A 21,407-nucleotide genomic window follows, 5' to 3' on the forward strand; every position below is an offset into this window, starting at 1 on the left:
ACAGCGGTTCAACAATCTCCCATTCTGCATCACTAAGGTCGCTGGAATACGCCATAACTATCTCCACTAAGTCCATGCAATTTCTCTATATTCTATAAGATGTCAAATGGGTTCTATAAGGAGATTGGGAACCGCACCTATATCTTTGTTATTGATGATGTGAAAGTATTGCTAGTAAATAATGGCTCGTCCTTACAATTGAGAGCCGCTTTTAATGGCAATCATTAACTTAGTAAAGCTAATGAGTGGAACGAGACAAAGCGTTTCACTCGATGCTATGTTGAATCGGATTGATCTATTGTTCTTGAGGCTGATTAATCATTTGATGTTGGATTTACTATTGAAAATTTAGCCAACTTCTTACAAATCTTTAGAGTATCACTTCAAACTTTTTGTTCAGAAGTTTTGTAGTTGCCTTTTCTGGCGCAACCTTTGAAACAGGTTCATGCTTTATCTACTCCTCCTGATTTTGCTAAAATTGTGGAAAGAGTTTTGTTTTCTGCGAGGGACTATGCGTTCAATCGAGCAACTAACTGAAGAAATACTGTCCCTGCCTAGCGAGTTAAGAGCGCTCTTGGCTGACAAGTTAGTGGAAAGCTTGGAGTTCGATACCGACCCAACGATTCAGGCAGTTTGGGTAACTGAAGCCAAGCGTCGGAGAGATGAGGTGCGAAATGGTTCTGTTCAACCAATTTCAGGCGAAGATGCTTTAGCGCAAGTCAGACGGCTGATTGAGCGATGAGGTATGTATTTCATCCTGAAGCGTTGAATGAATATGCCGAAGCAGTTCAGTACTACACAGAGCAGAGAGTTGAGGTTGCTCAAGCGTTCATAAACGCAATTGAGAATGCAGTTTATCGGATCAGGGAGTCTCCAACCCGTTATGCGGCAATTGATGAAGATGTTCGACGATGTATGGCGCGCAAGTTTCCTTATGGTGTTCTCTACACAATTGAGCAAGATTACATTCTGATTCTGGCGATCATGCATTGCAGCCGTAAGCCTGGGTACTGGAAAAGTCGCAAGTAATTGAAGCTGCCAGCCGCCTAACACTGCGCTGCAACGGACGGAACAGAAATCCCGGTTGAGTCCCAAGGGTAATTTGCCGCCGTTGAGCTTCACCGTTATGTTGCCAGAGCCAGAGTTGTGCTTAGTCAGGGTTATTGGTGAAGGGGCGCTGGGGTTGGTGGGTAGTGCAGGCGATCAGTGAAAAATTTACACAACATAACAAATCACTGCACCCGACTTGGAGCTACGCTACACTTTAGTCATTACCCAAAACTACTGGTGGCGCGTGAGTTCAACCGTTATGTGTCAGAATAAATTTAAGTAGTTCAACATAAGTACATATATAAAGTTGTGCAGAAAGTTTATTTAGACCTCTGTAGTCTTCAAAGACCACTTAATACTAGGACCCAGATCAGGATAGCTATGGAAGCAGAAGCAGTTTTGGGTATAATAAAATTATGGGAACTAAGACAACTAGAGCTTGTTGCCTCTCAGTCTCTGTTATTTGAAGCAAACCAAAATACAAATCCCGTGAGAAAATCTTACACCCTAGAAATACTGCAAAAGGTAGATCAATTTATTGACTTGAGTGATCAAATAGAAAATCGCTCAAGGAAATTTGTTGATATGGGAGTCAAGCCGATGGATTCGCTACATTTAGCATCTGCAATAGAAGCAAAAGCAGACTATTTTTGTACCTGTGATGATAGGTTTCTAAAAAGGGCAAAACTTCTTGACACAGAACCAACCAAAGTATTTAGTCCCTTAGAGCTTGCTTTGGAGTTAAATCTATGACAATTCAGACAACTTCCTTGTATCAATTAACCCAACAAGCAATCCATATTCTTGTCAAAGAAGTTGGAGTCGCTGATACCCTAAGGTTTATTAGTCAGTTTTCTACAGGTTACGGCAACTATACAGAAGAAAGAGAAGAGTTATTTAGAGATATTTCATTAGATGAGATAATTTCCCAAATAAGGAACACATAACAAATCACTGCACCTGCTCGTATGCTAGACTTTCCACATTATCCAAAGTTACTGACAGCGGGTGAGTTCAACCGCTGTACTGCTAGGGTACTCAAATTCCCTCAAAGCAAAGCAAGGCTTCAGTAGCTTCATATTAATTTCAAACAAGCTTGCGACATTCGCCTTTACCCGCAAACCTTGTCTTAGGAGGGGATAGAACGATTGCAAATATATAAAAATGTCGCATTCTAAATCAAAATGCCTATAATTTTGGACAATGCACCGATTCATCGTAAGAAACGCATTCGAGAATTAGTGACAGCGGCGGGGCATATCGTATTATTTTTGCCAACTTATTCCCCAGACCTCAATGATATTGAGCATGACTTCAGCGCATTAAAAAAATTGAGGATGTACGCTCCCCCTGACACCACCATTGATGAAGTCATCCATAATTATTGCACAAGTTAGTGTCGCATTCTAAACCGAAATGACTATATTTTTAGAGATGCCCTTTATCCAAATTTAAGTGCATCTTTAGCGCCTTTCAAAGCAGTTCAATTTAATTAACTTAATGCCAGGATAGCGTCATGAAATTTACCAACGATATTCAAATGCGATCCCAAACCATTCCCTACCTTGGGATGTCCATTGAACACGCTATCACCAAGGCAGAAAACCGGACAGCCAAAAATCCGTGGTAGTTTCTCCGGGAGTATGCGGATGTAGGGTTCATAGAGAATGGGTGGCTCAATATGCGATCCTTTTTGAGTATCACGCTCTCGGATTTGTTCAAAAAAATCTAAAATCCGCTGATCCAGGTGCAAATCCCTCCCATGCGCCATCATAAACGAGTGTAAGTCAGTTTTTTGGGTAAGAAAACGACCCAGTTGGTGATAATCGGCGGGGGAAAGATTAATTAAAATCAAAAGGCTATTAAGTTCCCTGCGAAGTTTACCAAGTCAAACATAAATCAAGCCATCACTATTGTCTTTTTGGACATGAGTCAAAAGATGATCATAAAGCTCTAAGGGTACATTGGTGAGCTTAATGTCATTTCCAGAAATAGAAGCGACATTGCAGAAATAAAAGCGACAGAGGTGAAGGATAGGTTGGTATGAAGGGCATCCAGTTTGAGTTTTGTCGCATTTATTTATGGTAGATGAATGAGATGTCGCATCTATTTGTAGTAATTTTGTCGCATGTATTTCAGAAGATACCTACTGAAATCGAAGCCGGATGGGGCAACCTGTCGCATTAATTTCCAAAACTGACACCTCTGTTCAGCAACGCCGTAAAAACCTTTCTTTTGGGGGTTCGTCATCAGCAAGCATTATCACTACTTCAAGTTTATGGCTCTGAGCAGTGGGAAGAAGCTCGCAGAAATTACGCGGTTTCAGTTACTAATTGTTGCTAGCCAGAAATCAAAATTTGTCCATGATTCCTATAACCTTGCCCGATGGTCAGGCGATTCAGCTTTCGTCAGGTGGTCAAAATATTTTAATTAATTTTCTGCGTACATCTAGGAGCAGGAACCTGGGGTATATAAGGTTATCGTGTCTAGGAAAGGAGCAAGAACACATAACCATCTTATTAGCGTTTCCTAGACAGGGGCGACTAATGGATAATCACTCTAGGCAATCACCCTCTTTATTTATATCTAGGAGCAGGAAGCTGGGGTATATAAGGCTATCGTGTCGATGAGATTTTTGCTAGACACAAATGTTGTAATTTACTTACAAAAAGGCGTTCTGAACGAATCTCTACCACCAGCATTCTATAGTATTTCTATAATTACGGAGATGGAACTACTGTCTTATCCAATGTTGAGCGATGAGGATATAAACTGGCTACATAGGTTTATTGGTTTGACCAAGGAAGTAAAAGAATTAGCTATAGAGTTAAGGCGCAGTCATAAATTAAGACTTCCTGATGCGATCGTTGCGGCTTCAGCATTACTCTATGATGCGGTGTTACTGTCTAATGAAAATCGTGGTTCATAAGGAAGATGATGCTCTTTATATTCGTCTTGATGATGGCGAAATTGTCGAGTCTGAAGAGGTGAGTGAAGGTATCATCTTAGACTTTAACAGTGATGGGAAAGTTATTGGGATTGAAATACTTTTTTTGAGTCAGCGAAGCCCTGATACCTTGAAAAAAATCATGTTGGAGGCTGTTTAATAGATGGCTCAACTAGGTCAGGGTTGAAGTTTGATATAATCTAATCAACTCTCTTTGATGATCTGGATTAGCTCTATGCAGATATTGATTGACATAACTGATCCCCTCTCCCCTGAAGAGTTGGATAGCATCATTGCCAAGATTAAGAACCAACTGGAGGCAGTGGCTCACTCTATTGAAATAGCAGGCAGACCCAACCATCAGTCAGAGCCAAAGAATAATGAAGGTATAAAGAAGCTATTAGATTGGTGCGATCGTCACAAAGTGTTAGTAGATGACCTTAATCTGCCAAGTAGAGAAGAACGAAATGCAAGGTAAATCTTTTGTTGATACTAAGATTCTTTAATTATTTCTACTGCCCTGAGTGCTGATTGCTATAGGGTAATTACTGAAGATTTACAAGACCAGCAAGTTATTGTTTATCAAGATAAACGAGTTCAAATCGTTAATCCTTTTTAGAGGAATGCTCTATGTATTGACTGCTGGTAAAACATTTATTCTTGGTTATACAGATGAGAATTTTGGAGTATTTCAAGATTTACCTGTGATTATATTTGACGATTTTACGACAGCTAGTAGATTCATAGATTTTCCATTCAAAGTAAAATCATCTGCGATGAAGATGTTAAAAGCAAAAAGTAAGGAAGTAAATCTTAGGTTAGTTTATGAACTAATGCAATTGATTGATTTCACAGTTGCAGATCACAAACGACATTGGATTAGTGAATATCAAAATCTTGAGATTGCAATTCCAGATTCACAAGAACAACAAGCGATCGCTCAAGTTCTTTCAGATATGGATAGCGAGATTACTGCCTTAGAGCAACGGCGAGACAAGACAAAGGCACTCAAGCAGGGCATGATGCAAGCACTTCTTACGGGGCGGATTAGACTACACTAAGAAACTACAATCACTTACGGAGAAAAATACCATGACCCTAGACGAACTGCAAAAACAAGCCCTAACCTTAACCGAAGCGGAGCGTCGCCAGTTAATTAACGCATTGTCTCAATCGCTTACCAATTCCCAAAAGCGTGCCCCCTATGGAAGGAACTGGAGAGATTTTAGAAGATACTGTTGCCCCTGCTCTGGCAGAATCAGAATGCATAATTTTAGCAAACCTCTCTCCCTGAAAGGATTTTGGGCGTTGATCACCATACGACATCATTATTTACTTGAAACTCTCAGAAACTGAGAACCGATAGCTTGGTTAGGTGGACTATTCCTGTCAGTATAAGACTTTATTTTCCTAGAACTAATTTGTTCAAGAGGATAGAGGTGCTTCCAGTATCCGACTTTATTTTTGCAAGTCACGGAAAATTGGACGACAGAATCGGCATTTCCAGCTTTCTGAGTATACGACTTTATTATTCGCATACAGCAGTGAATGAGGTATAACAAATCACTGCACCCGACCGTATGCTAGACTGTTTTTATCATCCAAAGTTATTGACGGCGGGTGAGTTCAGCCGTTATGTTTTGAGGAGAGGTAGAAAGATATGATGTCCCCACTTCTAACTAGCGCATTGCAAAAAGCACAGACTCTTCCAAGAGCAGTTCAAGATGAACTAGCAGAGCAATTTATTGAAGACATAGAGAATGAGATTAAATGGCAAGAAACATTATCTAAGCCGCAGAATAGTTTAATTATCAAAAAGCTTGCTGATAAAGCCATTTCAGACTCAGAAAAAGGACAGACCAAAGAAATGGGATTTGATGATCTATGAAGTCGGAGATAAATCCAGATTTTATAGAGCTATTTCAATATCTTCCAGAAAGAGTTAAAAGAACAGCAAGAAAGAATTACAGACTATGGAAGGACAACCCATATCATCCGAGTTTAGAATTTAAGTAGGGGAGTTTCATTTTACTAATGTTGGCATGGGACATAATCTTAGCAAACCTCTCTCCCTGAAAGGATTTTGGGCGTTGATCACCATACGACATCATTATTTACTTGAAACTCTCTGGCGTTTGAGTTTCAAGTTCTAATGTGACTATGATCGGATTAGCTGAATTTTATCTAGCTGTTGGGTTTCTTTGAAGGAGGATTAAATCATGATGTTAAGAGCTGTGGAAGCGATCGTTGAACCAGACGGTACTATTCGCCCATTAGAGCCTTTGCAAGTTAAGGTTGCGACTAGGGCGATCGTAACTTTGCTGGAGGAGGAGATGGATAGCCCAGTGTGGCGAGCCTACCAAGAATCCAAGCAGGAACGAGGGGAGGTTTATCATCGCCTTGCTGAGTCCTAAATTTTTAACCAGAGAGGATGTCTTGCTGATTCATACCGATCAAAATAGTTTTATCCTCACTTTGGGGCAGGAATACACCATCGAAGCGAAAGGCTTTTTCCTTCACTTCTACCGAGGTGAATTGATAACTGGCGATGCTAGTAGGGTCTTCCCCCAACAGCTCCAATGGCTAACGCCACGCTCCGCTATCAATAGGGTAGGAAAGGTCTGAAACAGTTGATAGAAAATTGTGTCGGTACGCAACGGCTTTGTTTAATTAGGTCAGCAAATTTTCCAACTCCTCCAGGGAAGAAACGTCAATGATGGCTTCCGCAACTACCCCCAGTTGCTCTAAGGATAACTGTTCCAGTTTTGTGCTGATGCTATCTGGCACACCGCCGAACTTGCGGGCGATTTGGCGGTAAAGGGTTTCCCGTAATGCTATGGTTCTACCCCTCTGCTCCCCTGCCTGCCACCCTTCCTTCCACCCTTCTTTCCAGCCTTCTTGGTGTCCTTCTTGCTTGGCTTCCTGATACACCCGCGTCTGCCGTAAATCTCCCAAGGTAAAGTGCTCAACGCCTTACGGCATCAAAGGAATTGGAACTTCTCAAAATTCGCTCTATTCCTACTTCATAAGGGGCATAAGGGGAACGGTTTCCAAATGGTCAAACAATGCAGTTCTTCGCTAGTAAAATGTGGTGTAGTCATAAGCCTTTATCACATAGAATGAGAGCTAAAACCCACTCCACCCAAAAACCATGATGCAAACCATTCACATCGAGCTACCAGACACGATATTTTCAGCCCTGCGTAAATCCCCTAACGAATTTGTCCAGGAAATGCGGATTGCCGCTGCCGTTAAATGGTACGAACTGGGGGAAATCTCTCAGGAAAAAGCCGCCGAAATCGCCGGACTGCACCGAGCCGACTTCATCAACACCCTTCCCCGCTATCGGGTCTCGGTACTCCAGTACACCCCCGCCGAACTGGCTGAAGAACTCGCTGATGCCGATTAGTCACGTCGTCATCAACGCTTCCCCCTTGATTGTCCTGTTCAAGAGCGGTCAAGCCGATTTACTCCCCCAACTTTTTGAGCAAATCATCGTTCCCCAAGCCGTCTATGACGAAATCACCGCTGTCAAGACCGATGCCGCCGCCACCCAACTCCCAGCCGTACCCTGGTCTCACTGCACCGCTGTCCCGATTAACCCGGCAATCCTCCCCTGGGACTTGGGTAACGGGGAGTCTGCCGTACTCAGCTTTGCCTTGGTGAATCCCGGCTATCGTGCCATGATAGATGATGCCGCTGCCAGACGCTGTACTCGTGCCTTAGGCATTGCAACTTTGGGGACTGGTGGTGCGATTGTGTTGGCAAAACGGCGTGGCTTGATCCCATCTGTAACCGAGGGGCTACGGCGCTTGCAGAATGCAGGACTATGGTTATCAAAGAATTGGGTCTAAAACCCCGTCCAATGCCTCCGGCACGGCTACGCCTAGCAGGACGGCTTTTCTTGATTTTGGATGTAAGCAATCAGAACATGGAGAGGAGCGCCACCAACACTAGAAGCGAAATAGCTAGGACTCCACAGAGCTGTTTTGCCATAGGGTTTTGGTAACTTAGCCTGTCCGTATTTCCTACTAGAAACTCCTTTCAAGGCATTCACTATTTGGGAAATAGACCACTTAGGTGGGTAGGCAATCAGAAGGTGGATATGGTCTGTTTCCCCGTTGCACTCCAATACCGCAAAATCCATCTTTTTTGCCACACCTTGGAAGGATTCCTCTATCAGTCTCAAACTTTCTTAAGTAAGTACTTTCCTTCTGTACTTGGTGACGAATACCAGGTGAGCTTGCAGGCTAGATATGCTGTTGCGGTTTCTTCTAAATTCCATGTGCTACAATAGACATACCGACTCAATTTTAGCGTATGGTAGCCCGATATAAATACCGGTTCTATCCTACAGACCAACAGAAAAACAGCCTAGCTAAACTATTTGGTTGTGCTCGGTATGTTTGGAATGAGGCTTTAGCTCATTGCCAGGCTGTTGGAAAGTATTTAGGGTACAACCAGCTATCGAGTCGGCTAACTAAGCTAAAAGAGTCGGTGCAGTGGTTGAAAGAGGTGTCGAGTGTGGCACTTCAACAATCATTGAGGCATTTAGAGGAAGCGTACCAAAAGTTTTTCAACAAGGAAGGAGGGGCACCACGATACAAGAAGAGAAAGACTAACCAATCCGCAACCTTAATGAGTAATGCGTTTTCCCTGCAGGGGGAAGGCGTGTACCTTGCCAAGATAGGGGTCGTTAAGCCTATCTGGAGTCGACCATTACCCAGCAAACCAAGCTCTGTTACGGTCATCAAAGACAGTGCGGAGCGGTATTTTCTGAGTTTTGTCGTGGAGGTAGAACCGGAGAAAATTGAGGCTAAATCTGTTAGCATTGGAGTAGATTTAGGCATCAAAACCTTTGCTGCTTGTAGCGACGGGACTAAGTACCACAGCCCAGACTATGCTCCTTTGTACGACCGGATTGCTCAACTGCAAAAGCAGTTAGCCCGCCGGGTCAAAGGGTCAAATCGGTGGGAGCGTACCAGGTTGCGAATTGCTAAACTGCATTGTCGTATTGACGATATGCGGACGGATTTCTTGCACAAATTGTCAACCAAACTCACGAGCGAAAACCAAGTTATTTGTTTGGAAGACTTGAATGTGCGGGGAATGATGAAGAACCGCAAGTTGTCTAAAGCAATCAGCAGACAGGGATGGCGTAGGTTTCGTGAGTTGTGCAAGGCAAAAAGTGAAAAGTTCCAGCGGGAACTTCGCATTCTCGACCGATGGGAGGCAACGAGCCAACATTGTTCTAAGTGCAACTGGCACTGGGGAAAACTAGACCTTTCCACCCGCATAGTGGTATGCGATGGATGTGGTGCAGTACATTGTCGGGACGAAAATTCAGCGAAATATATAGAACAAGTCGGGATGGGGCATCGCCCGACTCAAAAACGGACGTGGAGATTGAGTAAGACCACTGAGCCGAAAGGTTCGGTGGCGTCGGTCTGTGAAGCGTCAAGAATCCCCTGTCTTTAGGCAGGGGGGTATGTCAAGTAGTCCTTTAGGATTGCTATAGGGTTCATCGGCGTAAAATAGTGAAGGTAGTAAGGGCTTTAGCTATGAGTGTTACTATTCCTGATGAAATTTTAACGACAACTCGCATGACTGAGGCTGAAATGCGGCAAGAAATTGCTGTCATGCTCTTCGAGCGAGAAAAACTTACCCTTGCACAAGCGAGCCGATTTGCGAGGATGCATCCCGTTGCCTTTCAGCACCTCCTTGCCAGTCGCCGTATCCCAATGCACTATGGGATAGAAGATTTTGAACAGGACATTCAAACCCTCAGGCAGATGGGCAGACTGTGATTATTGTCAGTGACACATCGCCTATCAATAATCTTAGTGCGATTGGTCATCTGCATCTTCTCCATCAACTCTACGGAACGGTTCTGATTCCTGAAGCTGTTTATCGAGAGCTAACGGACCCAAGTTTTCCCGTCGCTGGTGCGGCTGAAGTACGAACCTTGGTCTGGATTCAAACTCGTGCTGTGAGTAACCGCACACTGGTTGAAGCCCTGAGCAACGAACTGGATATTGGAGAAGCAGAAGCCATTGCTCTGGCAGTCGAGGTTCAAGCTGAGCAGATTTTGATGGATGAACGTCGGGGGCGGCTAGTGGCAACAAGACTAAACCTGCGACCCACGGGCATTTTAGGAATCTTGGTCGAAGCGAAGAATCGAGGTTTGGTTGCCAAGGTAAAGCCTTTATTGGATGCTCTAGTCAACGAGGCAGGATTTTGGGTTGCAGAACCTTTATACAACAGGGTTTTACAGCTTGTTCATGAAATTGACTCAGTCTGATTGCGGCATTGCTATCTTTAGGTCACCTCCATTAATTCATGTCTAGACCTACTATGTAAGTACAAAAATCAATAAACAAAGGTTTCCTACTGATTCTGCTAAGGTTCCCAACCAGCATTTTTACTAGAAATCTAGTTTCTATTTTTCCATCTATCTTGATTCTTGTAATCCATAGGATGGTTTACTATAATCTGACAGTAGGCTAGGATAACCCCATGAAAGTCATCACCGTCACAGGCTTCAAAGGGGGCTGTGGCAAATCCACCACCGCCATCAACCTGGCGACGTTCTTGAGCGAGCGGGGCAAAGTCCTGCTGGTGGATGGGGACCCCAACCGTACCGCCCTCAGTTGGAGCCAACGGGGAGCCTTGCCCTATCGGGTGGCGGATGAGCGGCAGAGCTTCAAGTGGGTGGCAGGCAATGACTTTTTGGTGATTGATACCCCGGCACGCCCGGACTCCAGCGACCTACAGGAACTTGCCAAGGGCTGTGACCTGCTGATTTTACCCACCCTGCCCGATGTGGTTTCCCTGGAACCGATGCTGGCGACCGCCCAGGCGTTGGGGGAAGCTACCTACCGAGTTTTGCTCACCATTGTGCCCCCGCCCCCCAGTCGAGAGGGTCAACAGATGCAGACCGACTTGCAGGCATCCGGCATTCCCGTATTCCAGACCATGATTCGTCGGGCGGCGGGGTTTGGCAAGGCGGCTCTCGCTGGGGTTTCCATCCGAGAGATGACCGGGCGTGACCGGCTCCCCTGGCAAGACTATCAAGCGTTAGGTAAAGAAATTCTGGAGGTACTGGCAGATGGCTAAGTATGGGGACTTAATCCGCAAGGCGAGGGCAAGCACGGGCGGGACGGAGGAGATAGAAACTAGAAAAATGGAATCTAGTTTAGAAGATGTCAGTAATCAAGATTCTTCAATAACAGATTCTAATAAACATCAAACAAGCATCTTAGATTCAAGCAAAACAGATTCATTTATAATAGATTCTAGTAAACAAGATTCTTTGATGCTAGATTCTGTAAAACAAGAAGCAAGTATCACAGATTCAAGTAAACTAGACTCATCTAAAGTAGATTCTATAAAACAGGATGCCAGTATGATAGATTCTGGTAAACAAGATGCTTATGCCAAGGTGGCGATGCGCTTGAGTGCGGAAGCGGTGCAAAGGTTGAAGCGGTGGCGGTTACAGACGGGGTTGCCCTACGAAATTCTGGTGGATGTGCTCATCCGGGGGCAGGATACCCCCACCCCAGCCCAGGTGGAGGAAGCTCGCAAAATCCGCCACTCCCGGTTGTTGGAGGGAAAGCGCAAGGCTTTGGACAATTCTCAGAGAAAACTTGACCAGTAGTTAGGTTTTATGGTTGTTTCATTCAGTGAAATCTGTTTTGGTGTCAGGGTCAGTTGCTTCTAATCCTGAATTTATTGGGTTCGATGATGACGATTGCGCCAAGGATTTCCGATACATCAACCTGGTCAAGAAACTGTTCCAGGGCTAGGTAAATTTCAGTGGCAACTGCTCTAAACGGCATTCTCAGTATCACCAGTCCGCAATGGGTGTTTGGCGGATAGGTCAATATATTCGCCCAACCAAGGTCACGACTAATAATAATGCACTGTTCTTTTTGGGCAGATATGAATAAATCCCTATCTTTTAGACCACTTAATCCTGATATTTTAACATAAATTGCTGAATGGCCTTTATCGATAAGTAACCTTGCTAAACTGAGGGGACAATCTTCATCGACTAGAAATTTCAACTAGCTTGCTCCATCCTCAGGAGTTCACCACAATAAGCCAGTGCATCCAGAATTTGTTGATGGGTGATGCCGTATTCGTGCATAACTTCTTCATAGGTCATGCCACCGGCGAGCGAGCCAATGACGACAGCGACAGACAGACGAGTACCTTTGATGACCGCTTGACCATGTTGGATGTGACTATCCACAACAATCTGGTTTGTTTTACCATCCATAGCATTGCTTATTTGGTGCCACGATAACCTCATTGTATTCCTTCACTCGGCATGATGAATATTTGCACTTTTGCGTACTCGTTAACTGTCTAGGAATGGGCAGACTAGTGAGCGATGCACCTAAGGGGAAATGCTACAAAGCTGGAGATTGGGTACTGCACTTGGGGGAAGTAGGTTGGTTTTTGGGGATGTTTGGTCGGGAGCTAATCTGGGTAGAGCGATGGGTGTCGGGGTGTTTAACCGTAATTCCATGTGTATGGTAATTTCAAACAAATTTGCGACATTCGCCTTTACCTGCAAACCTTGTCCTAGAAGGGGATACAGTGATTACCAGTGCCTCAAAGTGTTGCATTTTCTTGTGAAACGACTATATTTCACCGACTTTTTGCGGTGCGGAACCCCTTGGATTTATCCATGAGGAGTGCCGTTCTTGACCCAGTGCGCGATAAAAACCTACTGTTAGCCTTTTAACTATGGAAATCCTGTATGAGTCTATCAATTCGTTGTAGCTGTGCTCCGTTGAGCCGTTCAAGTGCCTGGCGAATTTCTTCTCTGTGACAAGTTGCCAAAGATCATACGATACTGCTCCGCAAACGGCTCTTGCTGTCCGAGAAAAGCCAAATCTCCCACCCAAGCCTTATAGGTCTTTAGCAAAAATCGCTTGCGTTCCTTTTCCTTAGGACAGTAAGCCTCCAAATCATTCAACGCGCGCTGGAACTCTGTCAAAAATTCCTGCACACAGGTTTTCCATGTTTTCCATGTACCATCCGCACTTTTGGGACTGATTTTAACGCTCAACCAATTTCGTACCTGTACCAGTTTGTCAAAGCGTGACGGCTTGGCAGCTTCATTGCGGATGTCCAACATCAGCGCCACTAAGGGACTATAGTCAGGAATATCTCGGCAACCATTAAAGGTTTCACGGTACTGTTGTAGCTCCGACCAAGCTTCCGTTCTCCAGAAGCACTCCCAAGCGACTCGCTTACGATTTTTATCGGGCAGAGCTGACTTCTCTAACTTCAAGAACTCACGCCCTACCGATACCAAGATCATCTTAAGATTTTTATCGGGCGGAGCTGATTCCGCCAACTTCAACAACTCACGCCCTAGCGGTACCAAGCTCATGTGAAACTGCTCCGCAAACGGTTGCCGCTGTCCGAGAAAAGCCAGATGTCCCATCCAAGCCTCATAAGTCTCCTGCAAAAATCGCTTGCGTGCCTCTTCCTCAGGACAGTAAGCCTCCAAATTGTTTAGCACGTGCTGGAACTCTGTCAAAAATTCCTGCACACAGGTTTTCCATGTTTTCCATGTACCATCCGCATTTTTGGGACTGATTTCAACACGCAACCAATCTCGTACCCGTACCAGTTTGTCAAAGCGTGACGGCTTGGTAGCTTCATTGCGGATGTCCAACATCAGCGCCACTAAGGGACTATAGTCAGGAATATCCGGGCAACTAGCGAAGGTTTCACGGTACTGTTGTAGCTCCGACCAAGCTTCCGCTCTCCAGAAGCACTCCCAGGCTTCTCGCTTAAGATTTTTATCAGGTAGAGCTGACTTCTCTAACTTCACAAACTGATACCCTGCCGATATGTAGTCCCGCTGGAGCTTGAGGAGCCAAGTCTGACATTCTTGTTCCAAGCGCCAATCCTCTGCCTGCCGTGCAAATGTGCGTGCATCTTCCAAAAAATTTAGGTTTCCCTCCGCCACACCACGCTTAAGGAACTCCACAGCCAAACTCAGTACCTCTTGCAGATTGGTATCTGTCCAATACTGGATACCCATGCTTTGGGTGGTGCTATTCAATACAGGGGGATGGGTTTGCCATTGGGATTGGTCCTGTTTCAGAGAAGGATGATTGAGCCAAAAGTCGGTTGCCAAATTCGGCTCCCAGAACTCTTGCCAACCACAAAAGGTATCCATAATCGCCAAAGCTTCTATAGGGCGCGTAATCCCAACATACAACTGGTTGAGAAAATACTGTAATTGCAGGGACACCTCGTTTTCAGTCCCTTTGGCATAATGCTTAAGCTGTTTTTTGAAACTGTGCTTATAGTAGTCCCCAAACTTGTAGAGGATTATTTTTTTGAACTCCATCCCCTTGACAGCCGTAACGGTTTGTAGCTGTGCTGGCTTCAGATTCTGTGCCAATTCTTCAGCAAATATCTTCTGAAGTTCTCGGTCCTGCGCCACATAACTTAGCTCCTCTCCCACACAACAGGGTAAGATACACACCGTACCAGTGCTTTTGCTGAGCATATTTTTCAGTTCCCCATCAGTTAAGTTTTTGCCCTGCCCATCCAGTACAAATTTTTGTACTGACCTGCTCTGTTCTTGCGGACGCCAGGGCAATTGTGGACCAATTTCCCGATTGTTGCTAAGAATACGTCGCCAGAGGTTAACTACATTACTGAAACGAGTAATCTGGGAGCCAGAGCGATAGTTATTTTTTAATTCCTGGGGATCTTGAATCTCAAAGTGGTGGCTCGGTAGCAAGTACGCATGAATATGCTCATGGAGATATTTTTTTAGGGCGGCCCAACGGAAGCCTGTAGGATTAATCGTTTGCAAAGGGTCTCCAGCAAACGCATAAGGCAACCGCTCGATTGCCCAGTCTAGCTTGTATTTTCCCCAGGGAGATAGGCAAAAAATGACATTCAGTTCAATCTGAGTAAAGTCTTGAACTTCGTCACAAAAAATGACCGGATGAATCGGGTTGATTGTGCCATTTTTCAGCACATCTCTAACCAAATCTTGGTCATCCCAATAACCCTCGTGGGTAGTTCGTTCCAGATAACCTGGCCACAATTCGCTGTAAATTTGGTCGAAAACGGCTATATCGACACTGCGATCCGCTTCGGGCAATTCCCGGTAGCTATCGGGGTCCAGATAATCGCTGACCTCATAACCTTTGATCAACGTGCGTAGGGTATGCCAAGCGAGTTCTACATCACGGCGACCGCGGTACCAGCTCTGAAATTGGTAAAAATTGACATACTTATCCGGTTGATAGTGCTCTTGCCGCTCGGTTGGGAGACACCTGAACAGATAATCCTGAAACGTGCTGAAAAAAGCGCGACACTGCTGAATCTCTGCTGGTGAGAAACTACGTTCATCTTGACGATAGCGGTGGCTGACGCGCAAAATTACACTCACCTTCTCCCAGGCTTGTTGGACTAAAGCCGGGCTGTAGGTCAAAAACAGAGGGTAGTACTGGGGCGATTCCTGTCTTGCAGTTTTCAGGTAGTGACTGCAATATTCGGCAAAGCAATAGTACAACATCAGGGATTTACCGCTACCAGCCCGCCCGTTGATGAGCAAGGGCATGGAGCGGCTCTGGAGGACTGCTTCCTCCTCCATAGACAAAGCTAAGTTTCCCTCCTTAGTCTCTTGCATCTCCAACCAAATGGTCTCATCCGCCACCATGTAATCTGGGTAGGCACGATAGCTATACTGTTTCCACACTTCCAACGGTTGAGGATGCCGAAGTATATCGGGCTGGTCAGCTCCGATCCCAAATAGACGGGTTTGGCGCCCCAAAGCAAATCGTTCCTTTTGTTCTGGAGCGTGGTCATAAATTCCAATGAGGAACGGAAACCGTTTCCCCTGGTACTCACGCACCTGCACCAAACTGACCGCTAGATGGAGCGACCCCGCCTGCCAACATCTGATTTCCGCCCCTTGATAAAAGCTGGGGAGTTGCTGGTATAACCTACCCTCCTCCTCGTCAACCAACTGTATCACCGCCTGATAAGCCTGACGCCGTTGTACCACCGTCAGCGCTTGTCCTTGCCGAACCCATTCCCCGCTTTCCAACACTAGCCGCTCTTTGGAATGGGGAGCATTCAAAAACTGTGTCCATGCAAAAAGTGCTTCCGGCAGAGCAGGTAGTAGGTTTTGCGAATGTTCTTGTTGCCGTTGCGCCAACCAAACCTGCAACACATCATCGGGCACCAAGTCTTTCACCCACTTTTGATAATCAGGATTCTGCCGTTGCTTGAGGAAGTAGTGGTACTCATGACTACCTCTTAGCCAGAGTGCAAACAAGACCAAAACCGGTACCTCTCCGAGATAGCGCAACTGACCCAACAAACGAATATTTTTGCGGAGGTTGTACTTCCAATAGGGATAGCGGATGTCAAATAACTGACTTAACAGGATGCGATCTCCCCTCTCCAGGCGAGTGATCAATTTACTTAAGTGTTTCTCTACGTTGTATGGGGCACTGTCACCTCGAACCCACGTTGGACAATATACATACATAGGCGCATTATTGCATTAAGCATCTGCAGTCTATTTATTAATTTTATTAATTAAAAGGATACAACAAACCTTGATTATCCCAATGGCTCAACATGATTAACCTGCGATAAGTGGGGTGCAAATGTATTTCATATCCACTCAAAAGACTGTAAATTAAAATACCATTTTAGTCCGGGGCAACCAATGTATTCTGGGTACCTCTATAGCAATCCTAAATGAGAATGGAACAGGGGTCGCAGGGGCCCCGCCCCCGGTACTGGGTTCTGAAAAATTTCCGTTTCTGAATACAGTGTGCCTCTTCTTCCGGTGTGCAGGGTATTTCCCGCACCGCTTGCTCCGTCACAATCCCCTGGAAGTGGTATAAACAACTGATGTTCCGCTAGTGCCCGCAATAATTAATTCTGCCGGTGTGAAAACTTGTTCCCCAACCCGTAAAACCGCTGTTTTTGTGACCACATCCATCGATGACCGATTCTCCCATTTTATTGCGCTCCTAGAGGTCAGGCAAGAGCAATAGCAATCCCACTAATTCAACCCTAAAACTTATCCTTGGTGATCCTCATCACCGGTTGTCGCTTGGCTGGATCACTTATCCCGCAAATAGATGGCTTTAGATTAGGCGTAGTAGGGTTTTACCCCTGAAAAAAACACAGTCCTACCAAAGGAGTAAATCGGTTATGCTGTCCACCGCCCAAAATACGGTTTTGCCCTTAGAGCCGAATCCAAATACTATTACTAGCAATAGCTTCAATGTGGCTCTTGGGGTACTGAATAGTGATTTGTTGAGTCCTGTCCAAACACGTTTGCAAGCGATTGCCAGCAGTGATGATTTCTTTACTCGGGTACTTGGTGAAAAAACCAATACTGCGGAAATCCAGGCGATTCGTTCCCAATGGGCGGTTGGTGATTTTTCGGTCTTTCCCAAGCTCCAAATTTTAGATGCGGCGGTGCTCGGAGAGGCTTTTGGTGCCTACAGTGAGACCACTCAAACGATTTATTTGTCTTCTGCGCTCCTGGCGAGTGAGGCAGATGACTGTATGTTTGGGGCGACCGGGGTTTTGATTGAGGAGACCTTCCACTGGTTGGATAGTTTAGTGGGAGACGATACCCCTGGGGATGAGGGCGAACTGGCTCGTCATCTCATCTTTGGGGTCACACCTAGTGGGGAAGAATTAGCCCGAATTGGTCAAGAGCAAGACCAAGGGCTTCTCTGGCTGAACGGGCAAGCTACGCCTGTGGAACTTTCAAGTGATTTCGCTGGCAACACCTTTGCAACTGCCCGGAATATCACTTTGGGTTCGACCCCTAGGACCTTCAGAGATTGGGTGGGCAGTACGGATACGCTGGACTACTATCGGTTCACCCTAAATCAGACCAGCACGGTCAATCTCTTCCTGACGGGCTTGAGTGCTAATGCCCAGTTGGGTTTACTCGATGCTAACGGGCGTTGGCTGGCGTGGGATTGGCGGTCAGGAACTGAGTCGGAAAGAATTACTCAGGATTTGAATGCGGGTACCTACTTTATTGAGGTACAACAAGGGAGTGGGGACACCTCCTACACCCTCACTGCTTCAGCTGACCCACTGCCTGCTGACTTGGCCGGAAATACCTTTGCGACCGCCCGCAATATTACCTTAGGTTCGCCCCCCACGACCTTCAGAGATTGGGTGGGCAGTACGGATATGCTGGATTACTATCGGTTCACCCTAAATCAGACCAGCACTGTCAATCTCTCCTTGACGGGTTTGAGTGCCGATGCCCAGTTGGGTTTACTCGATGCTAACGGGCGTTGGCTGGCGTGGGATTGGCGGTCAGGAACTGAGTCGGAAAGAATTACTCAGGATTTGAATGCGGGTACCTACTTTATTGAGGTGCGGCAATGGAGCGGGTTTACCAACTACAACCTCACTGCTTCGGCAACCCCAACTCTGCCAACGGTAACCATTGCGGCGACGGATGCGGAAGCGGCAGAAACTAACCCTGGGCAAACCCCCAACCCTGGTCGCTTTACCTTGACCCGCACGGGGAGTACCACCCATGCGCTGACGGTGAACTACTCCATCGGTGGGACGGCGACCAATGGCAGTGACTTCAACCGTTTGACCGGGACGGTCACCTTTGCCGCAGGTGCAAGTACGGCGTTCATTGACATTAATCCCATCAATGACAGTGAGTTTGAAGACCCGGAAACCGTCATCCTCACCCTTGTCAATAGCTCGAATTACCTAGTTGGGACAAGCAACAGGGCGACGGTGACCATCCTGGATAATGACCTGCCAACGGTAACCATTGCGGCGACGGATGCGGAAGCGGCAGAAACTAACCCTGGGCAAACCCCCAACCCTGGTCGCTTTACCTTGACCCGCACGGGGAGTACCACCCATGCGCTGACGGTGAACTACTCCATCGGTGGGACGGCGACCAATGGCAGTGACTTCAACCGTTTGACCGGGACGGTCACGTTTGCCGCAGGTGCAAGTACGGCGTTCATTGATATCAATCCCGTCAATGACACTCTGGTTGAACCCTCGGAGACGGTTATTCTCACCCTTGTTAATAGCTCGAATTACCTAGTTGGGACAAGCAACAGGGCGACGGTGACCATCCTGGATAATGATGTATTGCCAACGGTAACCATTGCGGCGACGGATGCGGAAGCGGCAGAAACTAACCCTGGGCAAACCCCCAACCCTGGTCGCTTTACCTTGACCCGCACGGGGAGTACCAGCTCTGCGCTGACGGTGAACTACTCCATCGGTGGGACGGCGACCAATGGCAGTGACTTCAACCGTTTGACCGGGACGGTCACCTTTGCCGCAGGTGCAAGTACGGCGTTCATTGACATTAATCCCATCAATGACAGTGAGTTTGAAGACCCGGAAACCGTCATCCTCACCCTTGTCAATAGCTCGAATTACCTAGTTGGGACAAGCAACAGGGCGACGGTGACCATCCTGGATAATGACCTGCCAACGGTAACCATTGCGGCGACGGATGCGGAAGCGGCAGAAACTAACCCTGGGCAAACCCCCAACCCTGGTCGCTTTACCTTGACCCGCACGGGGAGTACCACCCATGCGCTGACGGTGAACTACTCCATCGGTGGGACGGCTACTGGGGGTACAGGTAACAACGCAGACTACACCATCGGGGGTACGTCCACCAGCGTAAACTTCATTAACCGAACTGGGACGGTCACCTTTGCCGCAGGCTCTAGCACGGCGGTCATTGACATCAACCCCATTGATGACACTCTGGTTGAACCCTCGGAGACGGTTATTCTCACCCTTCTGGGCAGTTCTACCTACCAAATTGGCACCAGTAAGACTGCCACGGTGACCATCCTGGATAATGATGTCCCCACCGTGATTATTTCCCCCAATATCATTCGAGGGACACTTAGAGCTGATACCTTCACCTATACTCCAACCCATGCCCGCACCGTTTTCATCGGGAATGGCAATGTGGACTACGGCGCTGGAAGACGGGATGAAATAGACCTGAGTACAGTGTCCTACGGAACAGTCACCTTTAACCTTGCCAACACGAATGGAGGGGGCGTAGTGTTCAATCCAGGGAATGGCAATCGCATTTTCGATGCACTCACGCTCAATGACGGCAAAGAAATTCTGTTTGAGGGCATCGAGCGCATCCGATTTGCTGATCGAACCCTTGACCTATCTGTGACACCCAACGACCCGCACTTTAACCAGCAGTGGAACCTGCACATGATCGGGGTGCACCACGCCTGGCGCTTTACCACTGGCTCCAGTAATGTACTGATTGGCATCCAAGACAGTGGCTTGGGAGTTGATAGTCAGGATCAGGACAAAGTTCACCAAGAGATAGATATAAGAAGGACAACCTTTCTTCCTTCTAACTATCGGGATGAGTTTGGGAAGCCAAGTTCTCACGGAACAGCCGTTCAGGGGATTATCGCCGCAAAAAGTAACAATGGTAGCGGGATAGCTGGAATCAACTGGAACTCTAATGTGTTCCACATTGATGTGCTGGATAATGATGGCAACGATTTATCCCTCCACGATGCGGCACAACGGATGATTAACAGTGCCAAAAATTCAGGTCAGAAGTTGGTCATCAACATGAGTTTGGGTGCTAATCCTACTACTTTTGGAGAGGACTTGGGTTGGCGAATAGGAGATGTTGTGAAGAATAATCAGGATGTGTTGTTTGTCATATCCTCTGGTAATGATGGGCACAAAAGAGAAGGTATCGGTTACCCCGCCTTCTTGGCTAGTAAGTACAACAATGTGATGGCAGTGGGAGCAGTTCACGGGACGAAAAACGCCTATGGTCAGGCAACCACTCCAGGTACTCGTATTGAATACTCTGGGTGGTGGGGTTCCCAGTACGGCACTGGGTTAACCCTAATGGCTCCCTCGGAAGTCTATACCACGAAGGCTACTCGTAATCCTACGGGTTCTGTCAGCTTTAGTTACGACGAAAAATTTAATGGCACATCAGCGGCGGCACCTCATGTGACTGGTGTAGCTTCCCTCATTTGGAGCGTCAACCCCAATCTCACAGCCGCTCAACTCAAAACCATCATGTCGGACACTGCCTATAAGGGTGTTCCTGACTATAGCAAACGCTACTATGGGGAAGGGGTAGTCAATGCTGATGCTGCTGTGCGGAGGGCGATGGCAATGGCTCGTGGGTCTGCCTAGTTTAACCTTCACTGCTTAGCTACAAAATGGGGTGGGCACCACTGTTCACCCCTGCTCTATTCCTCCCTAAATTGTGAACGTAAAACTCCAAAGCTGATCGAGCCAATGTCTCAACCAAGGAATGCCCAAAAGATTATCGAGAGGAAGAGGTTTAGTCTCAAATTACAGGAGAGCTATT

At 46.4% G+C, this 21,407-nt stretch carries 23 protein-coding genes and 2 pseudogenes; 18 read left to right on the forward strand and 7 right to left on the reverse strand.

What is annotated here, in order from left to right; all coding sequences use genetic code 11:
- Positions 1-511 precede the first annotated feature (511 nt).
- The 5 genes and pseudogenes from MLD66_RS13890 to MLD66_RS13910 form a co-directional block, all read left to right on the forward strand.
- A complete protein-coding gene (locus MLD66_RS13890) occupies positions 512-742 on the forward strand; it encodes an addiction module protein (RefSeq protein ID WP_247219228.1) in 231 nt (76 codons plus the stop codon).
- Positions 739-1,029, forward strand: coding sequence for a type II toxin-antitoxin system RelE/ParE family toxin (locus MLD66_RS13895; RefSeq protein WP_247219237.1), 291 nt, complete (start codon positions 739-741; stop codon positions 1,027-1,029). The genes MLD66_RS13890 and MLD66_RS13895 overlap by 4 nt, the downstream gene beginning before the upstream one ends.
- A gap of 402 nt (positions 1,030-1,431) precedes the next feature.
- A complete protein-coding gene (locus MLD66_RS13900; RefSeq protein ID WP_247219239.1) occupies positions 1,432-1,803 on the forward strand; it encodes a PIN domain-containing protein in 372 nt (123 codons plus the stop codon).
- Complete coding sequence (locus tag MLD66_RS13905; protein WP_247219241.1) at positions 1,800-1,997, forward strand: hypothetical protein; 198 nt, start codon at positions 1,800-1,802, stop codon at positions 1,995-1,997. The genes MLD66_RS13900 and MLD66_RS13905 overlap by 4 nt, the downstream gene beginning before the upstream one ends.
- A gap of 243 nt (positions 1,998-2,240) precedes the next feature.
- Positions 2,241-2,447 (forward strand): annotated as a pseudogene (locus MLD66_RS13910) (transposase); the annotation flags it as partial.
- A gap of 95 nt (positions 2,448-2,542) precedes the next feature.
- Here MLD66_RS13910 and MLD66_RS13915 read toward each other — a convergent pair.
- Positions 2,543-2,905 carry a hypothetical protein gene (locus MLD66_RS13915; RefSeq protein ID WP_247219245.1) on the reverse strand — a complete coding sequence of 121 codons (363 nt, stop codon included), beginning with the start codon at positions 2,903-2,905 and terminating at the stop codon, positions 2,543-2,545.
- An 873-nt stretch (positions 2,906-3,778) separates the two neighbouring features.
- Here MLD66_RS13915 and MLD66_RS13920 point away from each other — a divergent pair.
- The 5 genes from MLD66_RS13920 to MLD66_RS13940 all read left to right on the forward strand — a co-directional run bounded on the left by MLD66_RS13920 (position 3,779) and on the right by MLD66_RS13940 (position 5,885).
- Positions 3,779-3,979 carry a PIN domain-containing protein gene (locus MLD66_RS13920; RefSeq protein ID WP_247219247.1) on the forward strand — a complete coding sequence of 67 codons (201 nt, stop codon included), beginning with the start codon at positions 3,779-3,781 and terminating at the stop codon, positions 3,977-3,979.
- Positions 3,960-4,157 (forward strand): DUF2283 domain-containing protein, encoded by a 198-nt coding sequence (locus MLD66_RS13925; protein WP_247219249.1) that lies wholly within the window; start codon positions 3,960-3,962, stop codon positions 4,155-4,157. The genes MLD66_RS13920 and MLD66_RS13925 overlap by 20 nt, the downstream gene beginning before the upstream one ends.
- Positions 4,158-4,211: 54 nt before the next feature.
- Positions 4,212-4,475, forward strand: a complete 264-nt coding sequence (locus MLD66_RS13930) for a hypothetical protein (RefSeq protein ID WP_247219251.1) — start codon at positions 4,212-4,214, stop codon at positions 4,473-4,475.
- A gap of 157 nt (positions 4,476-4,632) precedes the next feature.
- On the forward strand, positions 4,633-5,058 hold the full coding sequence (locus tag MLD66_RS13935; protein ID WP_247219253.1) for a restriction endonuclease subunit S: 426 nt from the start codon (positions 4,633-4,635) through the stop codon (positions 5,056-5,058).
- A 599-nt stretch (positions 5,059-5,657) separates the two neighbouring features.
- A complete protein-coding gene (locus tag MLD66_RS13940) occupies positions 5,658-5,885 on the forward strand; it encodes a hypothetical protein (protein WP_247219255.1) in 228 nt (75 codons plus the stop codon).
- A gap of 530 nt (positions 5,886-6,415) precedes the next feature.
- Here the strand turns inward: MLD66_RS13940 and MLD66_RS13945 are convergent.
- Both MLD66_RS13945 and MLD66_RS13950 read right to left on the reverse strand, forming a co-directional pair.
- A complete protein-coding gene (locus tag MLD66_RS13945) occupies positions 6,416-6,577 on the reverse strand; it encodes an Rpn family recombination-promoting nuclease/putative transposase (RefSeq protein WP_247219257.1) in 162 nt (53 codons plus the stop codon).
- Between the two features lie 90 nt (positions 6,578-6,667).
- Positions 6,668-6,952, reverse strand: a complete 285-nt coding sequence (locus MLD66_RS13950; RefSeq protein WP_247219259.1) for a DUF4351 domain-containing protein — start codon at positions 6,950-6,952, stop codon at positions 6,668-6,670.
- Positions 6,953-7,148: 196 nt separating this feature from the next.
- Here MLD66_RS13950 and MLD66_RS13955 point away from each other — a divergent pair, with 196 nt between their 5' ends.
- Together MLD66_RS13955 and MLD66_RS13960 are read left to right on the forward strand one after the other, a co-directional pair.
- Complete coding sequence (locus MLD66_RS13955; RefSeq protein WP_247219260.1) at positions 7,149-7,406, forward strand: UPF0175 family protein; 258 nt, start codon at positions 7,149-7,151, stop codon at positions 7,404-7,406.
- Positions 7,396-7,851 (forward strand): DUF3368 domain-containing protein, encoded by a 456-nt coding sequence (locus tag MLD66_RS13960; protein WP_247219262.1) that lies wholly within the window; start codon positions 7,396-7,398, stop codon positions 7,849-7,851. The genes MLD66_RS13955 and MLD66_RS13960 overlap by 11 nt, the downstream gene beginning before the upstream one ends.
- Positions 7,852-7,883: 32 nt before the next feature.
- Here MLD66_RS13960 and tnpA read toward each other — a convergent pair.
- Positions 7,884-8,282 (reverse strand): annotated as a pseudogene (gene tnpA / locus MLD66_RS13965) (IS200/IS605 family transposase).
- 35 nt (positions 8,283-8,317) lie between these two features.
- On the opposite strand from tnpA, the gene MLD66_RS13970 reads away from it, so the two are divergent.
- The 5 genes from MLD66_RS13970 to MLD66_RS13990 all read left to right on the forward strand — a co-directional run bounded on the left by MLD66_RS13970 (position 8,318) and on the right by MLD66_RS13990 (position 11,654).
- A complete protein-coding gene (locus MLD66_RS13970; protein ID WP_247219265.1) occupies positions 8,318-9,475 on the forward strand; it encodes a transposase in 1,158 nt (385 codons plus the stop codon).
- A gap of 83 nt (positions 9,476-9,558) precedes the next feature.
- A complete protein-coding gene (locus MLD66_RS13975; RefSeq protein ID WP_247219267.1) occupies positions 9,559-9,804 on the forward strand; it encodes a UPF0175 family protein in 246 nt (81 codons plus the stop codon).
- The gene (locus MLD66_RS13980; RefSeq protein ID WP_247219269.1) at positions 9,801-10,298 is read left to right on the forward strand and encodes a DUF3368 domain-containing protein; all 498 of its coding nucleotides are present in this window, start codon (positions 9,801-9,803) and stop codon (positions 10,296-10,298) included. The genes MLD66_RS13975 and MLD66_RS13980 overlap by 4 nt, the downstream gene beginning before the upstream one ends.
- 215 nt (positions 10,299-10,513) lie before the next feature.
- Positions 10,514-11,113, forward strand: coding sequence for a ParA family protein (locus MLD66_RS13985; protein WP_247219271.1), 600 nt, complete (start codon positions 10,514-10,516; stop codon positions 11,111-11,113).
- Positions 11,114-11,402: 289 nt separating this feature from the next.
- Positions 11,403-11,654, forward strand: a complete 252-nt coding sequence (locus MLD66_RS13990) for a hypothetical protein (RefSeq protein ID WP_247219273.1) — start codon at positions 11,403-11,405, stop codon at positions 11,652-11,654.
- A 49-nt stretch (positions 11,655-11,703) separates the two neighbouring features.
- On the opposite strand, the gene MLD66_RS13995 is transcribed toward MLD66_RS13990, so the two are convergent.
- From MLD66_RS13995 to MLD66_RS14005, 3 genes are all read right to left on the reverse strand, one after another.
- The gene (locus MLD66_RS13995; protein WP_247219274.1) at positions 11,704-12,063 is read right to left on the reverse strand and encodes a DUF5615 family PIN-like protein; all 360 of its coding nucleotides are present in this window, start codon (positions 12,061-12,063) and stop codon (positions 11,704-11,706) included.
- On the reverse strand, positions 12,060-12,278 hold the full coding sequence (locus MLD66_RS14000) for a DUF433 domain-containing protein (RefSeq protein WP_247219276.1): 219 nt from the start codon (positions 12,276-12,278) through the stop codon (positions 12,060-12,062). Before MLD66_RS14000 ends, MLD66_RS13995 begins: the two co-directional genes overlap by 4 nt.
- A gap of 528 nt (positions 12,279-12,806) precedes the next feature.
- Positions 12,807-16,469, reverse strand: coding sequence for a hypothetical protein (locus MLD66_RS14005; RefSeq protein WP_247219278.1), 3,663 nt, complete (start codon positions 16,467-16,469; stop codon positions 12,807-12,809).
- Positions 16,470-17,218: 749 nt separating this feature from the next.
- Here MLD66_RS14005 and MLD66_RS14010 point away from each other — a divergent pair.
- On the forward strand, positions 17,219-21,229 hold the full coding sequence (locus MLD66_RS14010; protein WP_247219280.1) for a Calx-beta domain-containing protein: 4,011 nt from the start codon (positions 17,219-17,221) through the stop codon (positions 21,227-21,229).
- Positions 21,230-21,407 lie beyond the last annotated feature (178 nt).

The sequence above is a fragment of the Synechococcus sp. C9 genome, from assembly GCF_022984075.1.
Lineage (GTDB): Bacteria > Cyanobacteriota > Cyanobacteriia > Gloeomargaritales > Gloeomargaritaceae > Gloeomargarita.